Source organism: Streptomyces sp. NPDC111520 (assembly GCF_055635295.1).
In genome coordinates this window covers 19,566-32,183 of sequence record NZ_JBVKBW010000024.1, presented here as the reverse complement: position 1 = coordinate 32,183, position 12,618 = coordinate 19,566, and the positions used below count along the sequence as shown (strand labels likewise).

Below are 12,618 nucleotides of genomic sequence, written 5' to 3'. Positions count from 1 at the left end.
GCTTGTTCGGTTGCCTGTCGGCGAGCGCCGCGATGGAGACGCCGCTGGACTCCGAGGCACGGGTGACCACGATCGCCCACACCTGAGCACGCGACGGCCGGCCCGGCAGATCGGCCTCATCGTCGGCGGCGCGCTTGCCTCGGGCCGCCCGCGGGCCACCAAGCCTGCACATAGCACCTTCCCCCCTTTTCGTTCTGCTTTTCTGGAGGTATTCCCATGACCGCTCCGGCGGATATTTCCACCCGACCCCGGGCACCGCGCACCCTGGTCATCGCGGGGCATCCCGCCCCCGACCGGTCCCGCGTCAACGCGGCGATGACCGATGCCGTCCGCGACCTGCCCCACGTGACCGTCCGCGAGCTGGCCCGGCTCTATCCGGACGGGCTGATCGACGTGCCCGCCGAGCAGCGATTGGTGCGGGACAGCGAGGCGATCGTCTGGCAGTTCCCAGTCCACTGGTACTCCCTGCCCGCCCTGCACAAGAGATGGCTCGACGAGGTGATGTTGCGGGACTTCGCCTACGACTCCGGGCCACTGCTCACCGGAAAGACGCTCCAGGTCGTGGCCAGCACCGGTGGTAGCGCGGAGATGTACCGGTCCACCGGATTCCACCGCTTCACCATGGAGGAACTTCTCCGCCCACTGGAGCAGACCGCTCACCGCATGGGCCTCGCCTGGGCCGCGCCGTTCGTCGTGCAAGGCGTACGGGACGTCACCGGCGAAGAACTGGCCGTGCACGCCAAGCGCTACCGCGCCCTGCTCGAACAGGGCCCCGACGCTTCCGCGTGAATCTGGGGGCGAGGGCAGGCGGGGCGGAACACCGGGCGTTTCCGCCCCGCCGGGGCCGAAGAGGCGGCTCCACCGGCCCCACACCGAGAGCAGCACGCCGTCTCCTGCAGGCGAAGACCTGCCGGAGACACCTCTGCTCGATGCCGTTGCCGATCACGTCGCCCCTCCGGACAGCCCCGGAAAGCCGACTCGGTGACACGCTATGTGAAGTCCGCCGGACAAGGAGAGGCCGGAGCCTCCGATGGATTCTCCGGCTCCGCTGAGCACGCCGAACGGCCCGGCGGCGGCCGCGGGACAGGCATCGCGCGGCAGTAGCATGATGTGGTGCGTGCGACAAGCAATGGTTTGGGTGAGTTCCTCCGCGCCAGCCGTGCCCGGGTGGATCCCGGCCAAGCCGGTCTGATCGCCGGGGGCTTCCGGAGGGTGGCCGGGCTGCGCCGAGAGGAGGTCGCGGTGCTGGCCGGGGTCAGTGCCGACTACTACGCGCGGCTCGAGCAGGGCCGGGAGCGCAATCCCTCCGCGCAGGTGGTCGACGCGGTGGGCCGCGCTCTGCGTCTCGACGCGGATGCCCGGGGTCATCTGTTCCGGCTGGCCGGGCTGACTCCCGGCATGGCACCCCATAGTTCCCGCGCCCTGGTCCACCCGTCTCTGCTGGAACTCCTGGACGCCTTTCCGGGCGCCGCCGCCTACGTGCTGAGCCCGGCATTCGATGTGCTCGCCACCAACGCGATCGCCACGGCGCTGCTCGCCCCCTTCGCCGGCACGGACAACATGGTCCGAGTGCTCTTCCAGCATCCCGCCGCCCGCGAGGTGTTCGCGCAGTGGCCGACGGTGGCCGAGGCGACTGTGCACGCGCTGCGGCTGAACGCGGGGATGCACCCGCAGGACCGCGCTGTTCGCGCCCTGGTCGACGAGCTCCTCACCACGTCGGACGAGTTCCGTTCGCTGTGGAACGACCAGACCGTGGGCGGTCTGTCGCGTGCGTACAAGGTCTTCCAGCATCCCGAGGCGGGCCGCATCGAGCTCACGTACCAGACCTTCGACGTGCGCGACGCTCCCGGCCAGCAGCTGCTGGTCGGCACACCCGCGCCAGGCACCGCGAGCGCGGCAAGGATCGCGTCGCTGGGTGCCTCGCGTCCTGCGTAGCGCCGTCAGACCTCGTTGTTCCACATGCGGAACACGGAGCACCTACCGTCAGGAGCCAGGGTGACCACCCACAGGTTGTCGAAGGTCCCCAACTTCTTGTAGACGCCCGTGCCCTGAACGGCGGCGGTGTCGCCGGTGACCATCAGGATCTTCCAGTCGAAAGTCCACCCACCCTCCTGCCAGTTCTGCCGTGAGAGCCACCCCTCGACGATCCGGTCCCGGCCGACCCACGAGGTCTCGTAGGGCAATTCGTGGTACTCGGCGTCCGGCGTGAAGAGCGCCTCGATGTCGTCGGCGGCTGCCGTGGCCCAGGCATGGACGTATGCCTCGAGCCATGCCGCCACCTGCTGTGTCGTGATCACCGGCTGTCTCCTCGTCGGGGCGGTGGTTCTCCGTCGCCACTTTCCTCGCAGCCTGCCCGGCCGCCTGGGACCGGGGAAGGCCGCGGCTTCCTGGGTGCCGCGCACCCAGGAAGCCGCGGCCTTCTTCACGCACCGCACAGGAGGCACCGTCGTCTTCGGTGCGCCGTCGCCCGGCTGACTCGTTGAGCCGGCCCCAAACGCGCCCCGGCGTGTGCCCGGATCTCCGGCCACGCCCGGTTGTCCGCAGACACAGAGGAAGAAGAGCATGACCAGCACCTTCGCCGCCGAGTTCACCATGACCATCGACGGCCTTCCGATTGCGGGGACCTCGTGGATCGATGTGACGAACCCTGCCGACGGCACCGTTCTGGTCCAGGCGCCGGACTGTTCACCCGAGCAGCTGGAAGCCGCGGTTTCCGCGGCCCGCTCCGCCTTTCCTGCGTGGGCCGCCACGGCGTACGAGGAGCGGCAGAAGGTCCTCCACGAGATGGCCGACGCGATCGAGGCCCACGTCGAGCCGCTCCGCCAGGTCCTCGCCCGCGAGGCCGGCAAGGCCCTCGACGACGCCCGGGGTGAAATCCTCGGTCTGGCGTACTGGCTGCGCGGGATCTCGGAACTGCGGCTGCCGGAGACGGTCAACGAGGACAGCGCCGCACGCAGGTCCGTTACCCGCCATGTGCCTCTCGGCGTGGTCGGCGCCATCGTCCCATGGAACTACCCGCTGGGGCAGATTGGCTTCAAGCTCGCTCCCGCGCTGCTGGCCGGCAACACGGTCGTCCTCAAGCCGTCGCCGTTCACGCCTCTGGCGACGTTGCGTCTCGGCGAACTGCTGCGCAGTGTCGTTCCGCCCGGCGTGGTGAACGTCGTCTCCGGCGGAGACTCACTCGGGCCCTGGATGACAGCCCACCCGGGCATCGACAAGATCAGTTTCACGGGCTCCACGGCTACCGGCCGCAAGGTCATGGCGGGAGCAGCCGGCTCGCTGAAGCGCGTCACGCTGGAACTCGGTGGCAACGATCCGGCGATCGTGCTGGCCGACATCGATGTGCCCACGGTCGCAGAGAAGCTGTTCTGGGGCGCCTTCGGCCATAATGGCCAGGTGTGTCTGGCAGCCAAGCGCGTCTATATCCACAGCGATGTCTACGAACCGCTGAAGCGCGCGCTGGCCGATTACGCCGCCACCGTGCGCACGGGGAACGGCGTCACGGAGGACGTCCGGCTCGGACCGCTCCAAAACCGCCCCCAGTACGAGCGGATCCTGGACCTCATCCGCGACTGCGAGGATCACGACTACTCCTTCCTCACCGGCGGACTCCCCGAAGACGGCCCGGGCTACTTCGTTCGCCCGACCATCATCGACAACCCCCCGGAGCACGCCCGCATCGTCCAGGAGGAACAGTTCGGCCCGGTCCTTCCCCTGCTGAAGTTCGACGACATCGAGGACGCCATCACGCGGGCCAACGCCGGCGACTACGGCCTCGGCGCTTCGGTGTGGTCCGCGGACACCGACGCCGCCCTCGCGGTCGCTCGACGGCTGGAGGCCGGCACCGTATGGATCAACGAGATCCAGCACCTCACCCCACAGGTGACCTTCGGCGGCCTCAAAGACTCGGGCATCGGCTCGGAGAACGGCATCGAAGGGCTCCTCGCCTTCACCGCACCGCAGACGATCACGGTCACTCCGGGCCGGCCTTGACCACGCCCTCCAGACCGTATGGCGGCCCGCAACATCACCGGTCCGGCCCGGACGCGAACGCGACTCCGGGCCCTCCCGGAAGCACGCTCACGGACAGAGTGCTGGCCTACGTACGGCAGCACCTCGGCGAGAACGATCTCAGTGCTGCTCGAATCGCCGCCGCGCACCACATCTCGGAGCGGCACCTTTACCAGGTCCTGTCGCGGGAAGGGGTCTCACTCAGGGCGTGGATCCGCACCCAGCGGCTGGAACGGTGCCGCCATGAACTGGCATCGGCGTGCTGCGGTCGCTTTTCGATCGAATCCATCGCCAGCCGCTGGGGATTCATCAGCGCCCCCCACTTCAGCCGTACCTTCAAGCTGGCCTACGGTATGACGCCGCGGCAGTGGCGTCACCTGAGTCGCCAGGGGGCAATGCATCGGGCATAGCGGCACCGCTCAACCGCCGCGTTGGCAGTTGTCCGGTCGTGTCGGCCGAGCATTCATTCGGCACTCGGTACATTAACCCCTGTCACGTCCCATCACGTTGGAGTTTGTACATGACCGCCAGAAAAGGCCTCATACTGGATTTCGGTGGTGTGCTCACCACCCCACTCCTGCCGTCAGTCACCGAATTTGAGCGCCAGGAGGAGCTTGAAGAGGGTCGTGTCATACGGCAGCTCTATCTGGACCCCGAATTTGTCCAGTTGACCGAGAGCCTCGAGCGGGGCTCGGTCACGCAGGAGCAGTGGAACGAGATGGCGGCAAGCCATCTAGGAGTAGATGATGACAACTCGATGGGAAGAATATTCGCAGGGCTGCAGCCAGAGCCACTCATGTTGCAGGCAGCGGCTACTGCCCGCCGACACGGTATTCGTGTTGGTGTCCTGTCCAACAGCGTCGGCATGAAGCCGTGAGACTTGTATGACGGCTACGATCTCGACACCGCGTTCGATGCCGTAGTCATCTCCGAGCAACACGGACTGCGTAAACCGGAGAAGGAGATATACGAACTCACACTCCGGATGCTCGAACTACCCGGCAACGAGTGTGTGTTCGTAGACGACACCCAGCCCTACCTTGCGCCGGCAGCCGACCTTGGCATGGCAACAGTCCTGGCAGAGGACCCGAAAGACACAATCAGATACCTCCAGTATGCGCTGGGCATTGACCTTCTTCCGTGAGGTGCTATCAGCCCCTACCGCTGTCGCAGCATGCCCCAGCCCGCAGGCAAAGCCGCGGCGACCAGTCCCAGCCAAATGGGCGGTCTGTACGGTCTTCGGCGTAACTCCCGATCGAGGAAGTAGCACCTGATGAGCGTTACTGCCCCTGTTGAGGCGGTTGAAGAGGTTCGGCCGGTCGAACTGTCAGCGGACCACAGCGGGCCGTCTGGATCGGCGATCCTCCCCGGCCACGCCCGTGTGTGCTGCACGGGCATCGCGTGCCGTGGCCTCATCCAGCCGCCCGCAGGCCCACAAAACGACCTGCGCGACTGCGGCAGCCTCTGTCGGGGCCAGCGCCTCCATCAGCAGCGCAAAGGGACCCTGTCCCTGCTCATCGAAACGATCTCCTGGGCGATCACCTCGGACGGCAGGCTGTCATCTCAGGTGCCGACGAAACGGGCCCCGGCGATGTCACGGCCTTGATGGAGCTCTGCAAACGTGGTCTGCACCTTGCGCCGGTCCTGACGATGGGATGACGATGAGAATTGAAAGCCGCCTGGCGGAGTTGGGCCTGGAACTTCCCGAGCCCATGCAATTGCCTCCGGGTGTCAGCCTGCCCTTTCCCTGGGTCAGGATCCACGGCGACCGCGCCTTCATCTCCGGTCACGGGCCGCTGATGCGCGATGGATCGCTTCCTTCGGTGCTGGGCAAGGTGGGGGCGGAGGTATCGCAGTCAGAGGCTTACGACGCTGCGCGCTCCACAGCCCTCGCCGTCCTGGCGAGCTTGCGTACGGCTCTCGGCGATCTGGACCGTGTCGTCGCCTGGCTCAGGGTTTTCGGCATGGTCAATGCCGCGCCCGGGTTCACCTCAGCGCCGGCGGTGGTGAACGGTTTCTCCGATCTGATCCTGGAACTGTGGGGCCCTGAGGCCGGCAGTCATGCCCGGTCGGCAGTCGGCCTCGCGGAGCTTCCCTTCCGCATCCCGGTGGAGATCGAGGCCGAGGTCCTGATCCGCTGAGCTTGCCCCGCCGTCCGGGTCGGGCGGCTGGGCGGTCGACGCCCGTCGATCACGTGCCCCACTCGCACCTACGAGTATTAAGACCATCCTTTTTGGTCCTGAAGACGTACGGGGGGTCTGCGGGCGTCGACCCCCACTGCGTCTACGAGCCTGAAGGGGGCCCGCCCGCAGTCACCCTCGCATCAGTGCTGGTGGATTCGAGCCACCCATGCACAACGTTTGCACGGCTCTACCGTCGGGCGGGGCCGCCGTCGACCGGGACGCGGTAGAGCGCGTAGGGCTTGCGCCGAAGATCGACGCCGGAATTGTAGGCGGCTTGCCGGTTGAGCTGGTTGGCCATGACGTACAGGTTCCGGTCGTAGCCGATTGACAACGTGTCGGGCCAGATCAGCCGGTTGTCGTGGACCAGCGTGTGGAATCGCCCGTCGGTGTCGCGGTAGACGAGCGAGTTGTGTTCGATGTCGCCTCCGTAGACGCGGCCGGCGCTGTCCGTCTCCAGCCCGTCGGACATCCCCTTCGTGCCGAGATCACGAACATTCTTTGCGATCTTGGAATCGGCTACCCGACGGTCGGTCAGACCGCTGGTCGGCACGGAGTACAAGGTGCGGCTGGAAAGGGGGCAGTAGTAGAGGGTCTTGCCGTCCGGGCTGAGCGCGATGCCGTCCGATCCGATGTTGATGGGGCTGGTGGGGCCGTGCGCCGGCCGGTTGAGCATCCGCTTCCCGTTGATGACGGGGACGAAGTCCGGAACCGGGCGTACGGAGGGCTCGTTGTTGAGTCGCCGCCAGGATGTCCCGGACGCCAGATCCACGATGATCAGTCCGTTGGGACCGTCCGGCGAGGCGTCTGTGAGGTAGGCGGTGCCTGCCTTGCCGCGGGTGAGGTCGAATCGCACGTCGTTGACGAAGCTGCGGGGGCCTGCGACCTGACGGGGCAGCAGGATGGTCCGGACGACCTTGTTGGTGCGCAGGTCTATCGCGACGAGCTTGGGCCCGCCCACTGGCGCGTTGCCGAACTGGATGCGCCCGGTGTCCACAACCCACAGCCGGTCTGCCGCGTCGACGACGACGCTCTGCACCCCCAGGAAGTGGTGCGCGGGGTCGCGCGTGTCGGCGGTGTTGATCTCGCGGTTCGGGTAGGGGACCGCCTTTCCGTTGCGCACCTCGGCGACCGAGTATGGAACCTTGTCGCCCCAGTGGGGGAAGTTCACGAACACCCGGCCTGTGCGTGAGACGCTCACTCCCGTGGGCATTGCTCCGCTGAACTCCGCGACGGTCTCCAGGTGTTCCTTTTTCTGCGTGGGGGCGGCGGGGGGTTCCCCAAAATCGGCCAGAGAGCTCCCTTGGGAGGTCTGGGCGGCGCCGCCACCGATACAGAGAGCGGCCAGCAGTGCGATGGCTCCGCGGCTCGCTGTTTTTCTCCCAGTCACGTTCTGCTCCTGTTCCAGAGTCGAAGGAACGAGAATTTTCCGATTGATTGACCCATCCGTTCATTTACGGTCACAAGAACTCAAACGAACCTATGAGCGATGAGTGTGGATCGCAACTGGAGCATTGTCGGGCCGGCGGACGGAAGGCGCCCAAACACGTTCGGCGCACGTTCCGGCACTCTCTGGAATTCGCGAATCGCGTCGTGCTGCCCAGACGGGCCCGGTCATATGCGGGGCAAGGGCGTCATTCACGATTCCGTGGTGCCGCGTGCGGGGCGCGGTCCGCGTCGCGCAGGCGCTCTGCCACGTGCGCGGGCATCAGGGGGGCATGGGTACTGAGGGCGTCGAGGAAGGAGGTGGTGACCGGGTCCGGGCTGGTACGGGTGTATCCGGTCAGCTGTCGGCGCACGGGCGGATCGGGGCGCAGGACGGTGCCGGCGAAGTGCGGCGGGACGGTGTTGGCGGGCACGAGCGTGGGCCCGAGCCCTGCCCCGGCGTACGCGATGGCCGAGGGGGCCTGTTCGGTGCGCACGGCGATCCGGGGTTGGTACCCGGCGGCGGCGCAGGCCCTGTCGAGGATTTCGGAGAGTCCGCTGTCGGGGGTGAAGTGGACCCAGTGCCGTTCTGCGAGATCGGTGAGCCGGACACTCGGCGCCTCGGCGACAGCGGCCGCGGGGTCGTCAGCGTCGGTGACCACCAGGAACTCCTCGGCCCCGATGTGGCGGGCGGTTCCCTCCCAGCCCTCAGGCAGGGGTCCCACCGCGACGTCCGCCTGGCCGGCGGCCATGGCCTGGGCCAGTTCGTCCCACCTGCGGTGCTCGAACAGCCGGATGCGCACCTCCGGGTGCTGCTGCCGCCACAGGCCCAGGACCGTGGGCAACACGCCGCAACTGATCGAATAGAGCGCCGCCAGATGCAGCTCGCCGGTGGACACCCCGGTGGCGCGCCGTGCGGAGGTGGTTGCCCGGGCCGCTTCGGCCAGCGCGGCCCGGGCGTGCGGCAGCATCGACCGGCCGGCCGGAGTGAGCCGGACCCTGCGGGGCAGCCGTTCCAGCAGGGGGCCACCGACCTCACGTTCCAGTGCCTGGAGCTGATGGGAGAGCCCGGGCTGGGTGACATTGAGGCTTTCGGCGGCTCGTGTGAATGACCCCTCGTCCACGATGGCCACCAGGTATTCCAGCTGTCTGAGCGTTGCCATGAACTCAGCATATAGAAACCATGCCAAATATCTCTTGGACATATGGGCGGTGCGGGGAGAGAGTCGTAGAGGTACGACGATCCGACAGGATCGGGCTTGCGGCCGCCTTTCGGCCGTATCTATTCAAGCGAGATCGGCACTGCTCCATGCAGGGAGGCGCCATGTCCGTTACTACTTCTGATCCGATCATCGTAGGGAATATTTCTCTGTCCTTTCACCGTGCCGCAGCCGCCGTTACCCGCAGGGTCCTCGAATCCCACGGTCACCAGGTGAAAAGCGTCGAAGCCAAGCACGAGGAACTCTTTGATCTCCTCAAGAATGGGGATGTCGATGTGCTGGTGTCGGCCTGGCTCCCGTCCAGCCACGGCAAGTATCTGTCCGCATATCGGGACCAGGTTCGGGTACTGAGGCCTCACTATCAGCCGTACTGCGTATGGGCGGTGCCACCGTATGTTCCCGTCGACGAGGTCAGGGAGATTGCCGATCTCGGCCGGCCCGGGATCGCCGAGCGAATGACGACGGCCATCGACGGAATCAACCCCGGCGCGGGCATCAGCCGCTTCTCCGCCACGATGGTGGGTGCCTACGACCTCGACCGGGCCGGCTACACCTTCACACCCGGGGACGAGGAAGGCTTCATCGCCCGTGTGAACCGCGGCATCGCCACACGTGAATGGTTCGTGATCCCGCTGTGGCGCCCGCAGTACCTCAACCGCCGCCACCGTCTGCGTCGGCTCGAAGAGCCCAAGGGACTGCTGGGCACCGTGGACGAGGCCTGCCCGGTCATCAGCCTGGAGGCACTGGAACGCATCCGCCCCGCGGCGATCTCTCAACTGGACGCTCTCCGCATGGGCAACAACGGCGTCGAGGAGATCGACGCCCTCATCAACGTCAGCGGGTTGAGCCCCCTGCAGGCCGCCGACCGCTACCTCGCCTACCACCACCCCGCAGTCTCTCCCTGACTTGGGCCACGGCACCACGAGCACGAAACCGTCCGCTCACGCCGGAACTGAAAAACACCCATCCCCCGCATTAGCGACAAGGAGAGCCTGATCGACCTGGAACTGCCCGATCCGGAGCCTGGACCGCATGATCTGCCGGGCAAGGTGGAGGCTGTCGCTCTCAACCCTGTTGAGCACAAGGTCCGCCGGAACACCGATTGCGTCAGGGCAGTCAAGAGTCAGGCTGGGATGCATCAGCCGGCGTCGTCGCCCGTCGGCGAGAGGGTGCGGCGGTTCGAGGTCGGTGACGGCGTCTGCTACCGGGGCCAATTCCGAATACCACGCGGTCGATGGGTATGGGCCCGGCCCGTCCGTTCACCGCGAGGGGAAGGAGACCCCGGTCAGTTCTTCGGAGATCGTCCACAGCCGGCGCTGGAGCGACGCATCGTAGGACTGACGGCTCGACCGGACGGCCTTCGGGAAGCCCCTGCTCTGCTGGAATCCACGCGGGCCGTAGAACTCTCCTCCCTGGACGCCTGGGTCCGTCGCGGCACGGAGAACGGTCAGTGCCCCCATCGCCGGGGACTGAAGGAGGAGTGGCCTGACGGCGGCGAACGCCGTGCGGGTGAGGGCAGATGCATGCGTCATCGCGTCCCTGGAGCCCGTGGTGTCGGCGCCGCCGGGATGGGCGGCGACGGCGAGCGGCCCGCCTGGGGGCAGCCTGCGCTGGAGCTCGTAGGTGAACAGCAAATTGGCCAGCTTGGAGTGCCCGTACGCGGCGGTCCGGTCGTAGGGGCGCGAACGCCATCCGAGATCGGTCAGGTCGATGGGACCTCCCATGCGGTGACCGGCGCTGCTCAGGGTGACGACGCGCGAGCCGGCGGAAGCGGGCAGCAGGTCGAGCAGCAGCCCGGTGAACGCGAAATGCCCCAAGTGGTTCGTCCCGAATTGGAGTTCAAAACAGTCAACGGTCGTCCCGTGCGGTGCATACATCACGCCGGCGTTGTTGATCAACAGATCGATCCGGGAGCAACTGCCGCGCAACTCGTCGGCGGCGCCGCGGACCGAGGCCAGGGAGCTCAGATCCAGCCGCAGCACATGCACCTCCGCGGCGGGCGCGGCAGAGGTGATCTCGGCTGCGGCCCGCTTGCCCTTATCCGGGTCGCGGACCGCGAGGACCACGGATGCGCCGCTCCGCGCGAGGGCCATGGCGGTCTGGAACCCGATGCCGGTGTTGGCGCCGGTGATGACCGCGGTACGGCCGTGCTGGCCGGGGATGTGGCCTGCGGTCCAGCGTGCGGGGGTCGGTCGGGGCATGTCGTCTCCACGTGTCGCGCCGGGGCGGCCCGGTACGGGCACACCATGAGGTGAATGCCATTCACCTCATGGTTAATAGTGTTAACCTAGGGGGTGTGACAGTCAACCGGCGCCCCAGTGGCACCCATCACGGAGATCTGCGCAACACGCTCGAGCAAGCCGCGCTCGCCCTGGTGGCGGAGCGCGGCCCGCACGGTTTCACCCTCGCCGAGGCGTGCCGGAGGGCCGGGGTGAGCGTGTCGGCTCCCTACAAACACTTCGCCGACCGGGACGCCCTCCTGGTCTCGCTGGCACTGAAGGGCTACCAGGAGCAACAGCGCCGCTACAGAGCCGCACTGACCTCCACGGCGGACCCTGCCGACCAGCTGGCCGCGTTCGCCGCCGCCTACGTACGCTTCGCCGCCGAGGAGCGCGCGCTCTTCGACATCACGTTCCTGGCCGGCCTGGACAAGAGCCGACACCCTGAACTGGCGCAGGCAGGTGGCGCCCTGCACGACGACCTGATGCCCGTCACCAGCCGGCTCACCGGCGACCCGGAGGCAGCCTTCGGCCTGCTCGTCCGGGTCTCCGCCGTCGCCCACGGACTTGCTCTGTTCCTCCAGCAGGACATGCTTCCCGGCACCTGGAACACCCTGGCAACGGTCGAGGCCCAGGCGGCACTGGCGGCCCACGCCCTCATCGACCAACTGGCACACGCCACCGGCGTGGAGGGCCACCATGCCGACCGCCACTGACGACTTCGACCACGCTCTCGACCGCATCCGGCGAGGCAAGTACGTCAGCCTGACCACACTGCGCAGGGACGGACGCCCGGTCGCCACGCCCGTCGGCTGCGTCGTCCGGGACGAAATCCTCTACGTCCTGACACCGCCGGACTCCGGCAAGATCAAGCGGATCCGCAACAACCCCCACGTCTCTCTCGCGCCGTGCAGCATGAACGGCACGGTCCCTGCCGACGCACCCGTCGCCATGGGGACGGCCCGGCTTCTCGACGAGGCGGGGACCGCTTACGTGCGCGAACTGATGCGACAACGGTTCCTCACGTACCGCCTGGTGCTGCTGACCGACCGGATCCTGCGCCGTGAACGCCCACTGGTGGCCATCGCCGTCTCCGCAGGCATCGGCGAATACGGTGGTGAGGACGTCGATGGGGAGGAGAGGCGAGAGGTCTTGCCGAATAGATGAGGCGTAATCCTCATCGGAGCCCGGACGATGCACATCAGGCGGGAGCCAGTCGCGATGCAGCTAGTAGTGCTTGGTCACGTCGGTTGAGTCTGTGCGTGTCTTTGTGGGTTGGTGGTGGTTGGAAGGGGTGTGAGTCCGGACGAAGTTGCTGCGCTCGCGGTCGTCATCGCTGATCAGGCGGGGACGGCCTCCCACCCACCGAGGGTCCAGCGCGGCCAGGCCTTTCTCGTTGAGGGCGTGGATCACGTCTCGGACAATGTCCTCGCGCGGCGCGACCAGCCTAGCGATCGCCGTCGCGATGGTACCCGATGCCGACGCCATGATGATCAGTGCCCGGCGCACCCGCACCGACTCGTGGTCATTTCTGTAACGGCCTGGGCTGCATAGGTGTAGGAG

General features: G+C 67.1%; 15 protein-coding genes. 10 read left to right on the top strand and 5 right to left on the bottom strand.

From position 1 onward, the window contains the following. The first annotated feature begins 216 nt into the window (after window positions 1-216). On the top strand, window positions 217-789 hold the full coding sequence (locus ACZ7MY_RS37225; protein ID WP_499609181.1) for an NAD(P)H-dependent oxidoreductase: 573 nt from the start codon (window positions 217-219) through the stop codon (window positions 787-789). A gap of 324 nt (window positions 790-1,113) precedes the next feature. Continuing rightward, the gene (locus ACZ7MY_RS37220) at window positions 1,114-1,935 is read left to right on the top strand and encodes a helix-turn-helix transcriptional regulator (RefSeq protein ID WP_499609179.1); all 822 of its coding nucleotides are present in this window, start codon (window positions 1,114-1,116) and stop codon (window positions 1,933-1,935) included. Window positions 1,936-1,940: 5 nt separating this feature from the next. Here the strand turns inward: ACZ7MY_RS37220 and ACZ7MY_RS37215 are convergent, their stop codons facing one another. Continuing rightward, window positions 1,941-2,297 (bottom strand): nuclear transport factor 2 family protein, encoded by a 357-nt coding sequence (locus tag ACZ7MY_RS37215; protein ID WP_499609177.1) that lies wholly within the window; start codon window positions 2,295-2,297, stop codon window positions 1,941-1,943. Window positions 2,298-2,562: 265 nt separating this feature from the next. On the opposite strand from ACZ7MY_RS37215, the gene ACZ7MY_RS37210 reads away from it, so the two are divergent. The 5 genes from ACZ7MY_RS37210 (at window position 2,563) to ACZ7MY_RS37190 (ending at window position 6,152) form a co-directional block, all read left to right on the top strand. Then, on the top strand, window positions 2,563-3,993 hold the full coding sequence (locus ACZ7MY_RS37210; protein ID WP_499609174.1) for an aldehyde dehydrogenase family protein: 1,431 nt from the start codon (window positions 2,563-2,565) through the stop codon (window positions 3,991-3,993). 98 nt (window positions 3,994-4,091) lie between these two features. Then, window positions 4,092-4,421 (top strand): helix-turn-helix transcriptional regulator, encoded by a 330-nt coding sequence (locus ACZ7MY_RS37205; protein ID WP_499609172.1) that lies wholly within the window; start codon window positions 4,092-4,094, stop codon window positions 4,419-4,421. A gap of 110 nt (window positions 4,422-4,531) precedes the next feature. Continuing rightward, entirely contained in the window at window positions 4,532-4,888 is a 357-nt protein-coding gene (locus ACZ7MY_RS37200) for an HAD family hydrolase (protein ID WP_499609170.1), read from the top strand. Between the two features lie 3 nt (window positions 4,889-4,891). Next, window positions 4,892-5,155 carry an HAD family hydrolase gene (locus ACZ7MY_RS37195; RefSeq protein WP_499609169.1) on the top strand — a complete coding sequence of 88 codons (264 nt, stop codon included), beginning with the start codon at window positions 4,892-4,894 and terminating at the stop codon, window positions 5,153-5,155. 517 nt (window positions 5,156-5,672) lie between these two features. Further along, a complete protein-coding gene (locus ACZ7MY_RS37190; RefSeq protein ID WP_499609166.1) occupies window positions 5,673-6,152 on the top strand; it encodes a RidA family protein in 480 nt (159 codons plus the stop codon). Between the two features lie 229 nt (window positions 6,153-6,381). Here ACZ7MY_RS37190 and ACZ7MY_RS37185 read toward each other — a convergent pair whose 3' ends face one another. Further along, a complete protein-coding gene (locus ACZ7MY_RS37185) occupies window positions 6,382-7,362 on the bottom strand; it encodes an L-dopachrome tautomerase-related protein (RefSeq protein WP_499609165.1) in 981 nt (326 codons plus the stop codon). A gap of 463 nt (window positions 7,363-7,825) precedes the next feature. After that, on the bottom strand, window positions 7,826-8,779 hold the full coding sequence (locus ACZ7MY_RS37180; RefSeq protein WP_499609163.1) for a LysR family transcriptional regulator: 954 nt from the start codon (window positions 8,777-8,779) through the stop codon (window positions 7,826-7,828). Between the two features lie 146 nt (window positions 8,780-8,925). Between ACZ7MY_RS37180 and ACZ7MY_RS37175 the strand changes: the two genes are divergently transcribed. Then, on the top strand, window positions 8,926-9,741 hold the full coding sequence (locus tag ACZ7MY_RS37175) for a glycine betaine ABC transporter substrate-binding protein (protein ID WP_499609160.1): 816 nt from the start codon (window positions 8,926-8,928) through the stop codon (window positions 9,739-9,741). 354 nt (window positions 9,742-10,095) lie between these two features. Here the strand turns inward: ACZ7MY_RS37175 and ACZ7MY_RS37170 are convergent, their stop codons facing one another. Further along, complete coding sequence (locus ACZ7MY_RS37170) at window positions 10,096-11,037, bottom strand: oxidoreductase (RefSeq protein ID WP_499609157.1); 942 nt, start codon at window positions 11,035-11,037, stop codon at window positions 10,096-10,098. Between the two features lie 95 nt (window positions 11,038-11,132). Between ACZ7MY_RS37170 and ACZ7MY_RS37165 the strand changes: the two genes are divergently transcribed. Together ACZ7MY_RS37165 and ACZ7MY_RS37160 are read left to right on the top strand one after the other, a co-directional pair. After that, window positions 11,133-11,771, top strand: coding sequence for a TetR/AcrR family transcriptional regulator (locus tag ACZ7MY_RS37165; RefSeq protein ID WP_499609154.1), 639 nt, complete (start codon window positions 11,133-11,135; stop codon window positions 11,769-11,771). Continuing rightward, the gene (locus ACZ7MY_RS37160; protein ID WP_499609151.1) at window positions 11,755-12,222 is read left to right on the top strand and encodes a PPOX class F420-dependent oxidoreductase; all 468 of its coding nucleotides are present in this window, start codon (window positions 11,755-11,757) and stop codon (window positions 12,220-12,222) included. The genes ACZ7MY_RS37165 and ACZ7MY_RS37160 overlap by 17 nt, the downstream gene beginning before the upstream one ends. Before the next feature lie 60 nt (window positions 12,223-12,282). On the opposite strand, the gene ACZ7MY_RS37155 is transcribed toward ACZ7MY_RS37160, so the two are convergent. Further along, a complete protein-coding gene (locus ACZ7MY_RS37155) occupies window positions 12,283-12,564 on the bottom strand; it encodes a helix-turn-helix domain-containing protein (protein WP_499609148.1) in 282 nt (93 codons plus the stop codon). Window positions 12,565-12,618 lie beyond the last annotated feature (54 nt).

Excerpts from the sequence above, each read along its gene's own strand:
- ACZ7MY_RS37225 (WP_499609181.1), top strand. The coding sequence starts at position 217 with ATGACCGCTCCGGCGGATATTTCCACCCGACCCCGGGCACCGCGCACC.
- ACZ7MY_RS37210 (WP_499609174.1), top strand. The coding sequence starts at position 2,563 with ATGACCAGCACCTTCGCCGCCGAGTTCACCATGACCATCGACGGCCTT.
- ACZ7MY_RS37200 (WP_499609170.1), top strand. The coding sequence starts at position 4,532 with ATGACCGCCAGAAAAGGCCTCATACTGGATTTCGGTGGTGTGCTCACC.
- ACZ7MY_RS37190 (WP_499609166.1), top strand. The coding sequence starts at position 5,673 with ATGAGAATTGAAAGCCGCCTGGCGGAGTTGGGCCTGGAACTTCCCGAG.
- ACZ7MY_RS37180 (WP_499609163.1), bottom strand. The coding sequence starts at position 8,779 with ATGGCAACGCTCAGACAGCTGGAATACCTGGTGGCCATCGTGGACGAG.
- ACZ7MY_RS37175 (WP_499609160.1), top strand. The coding sequence starts at position 8,926 with ATGCAGGGAGGCGCCATGTCCGTTACTACTTCTGATCCGATCATCGTA.
- ACZ7MY_RS37170 (WP_499609157.1), bottom strand. The coding sequence starts at position 11,037 with ATGCCCCGACCGACCCCCGCACGCTGGACCGCAGGCCACATCCCCGGC.
- ACZ7MY_RS37160 (WP_499609151.1), top strand. The coding sequence starts at position 11,755 with ATGCCGACCGCCACTGACGACTTCGACCACGCTCTCGACCGCATCCGG.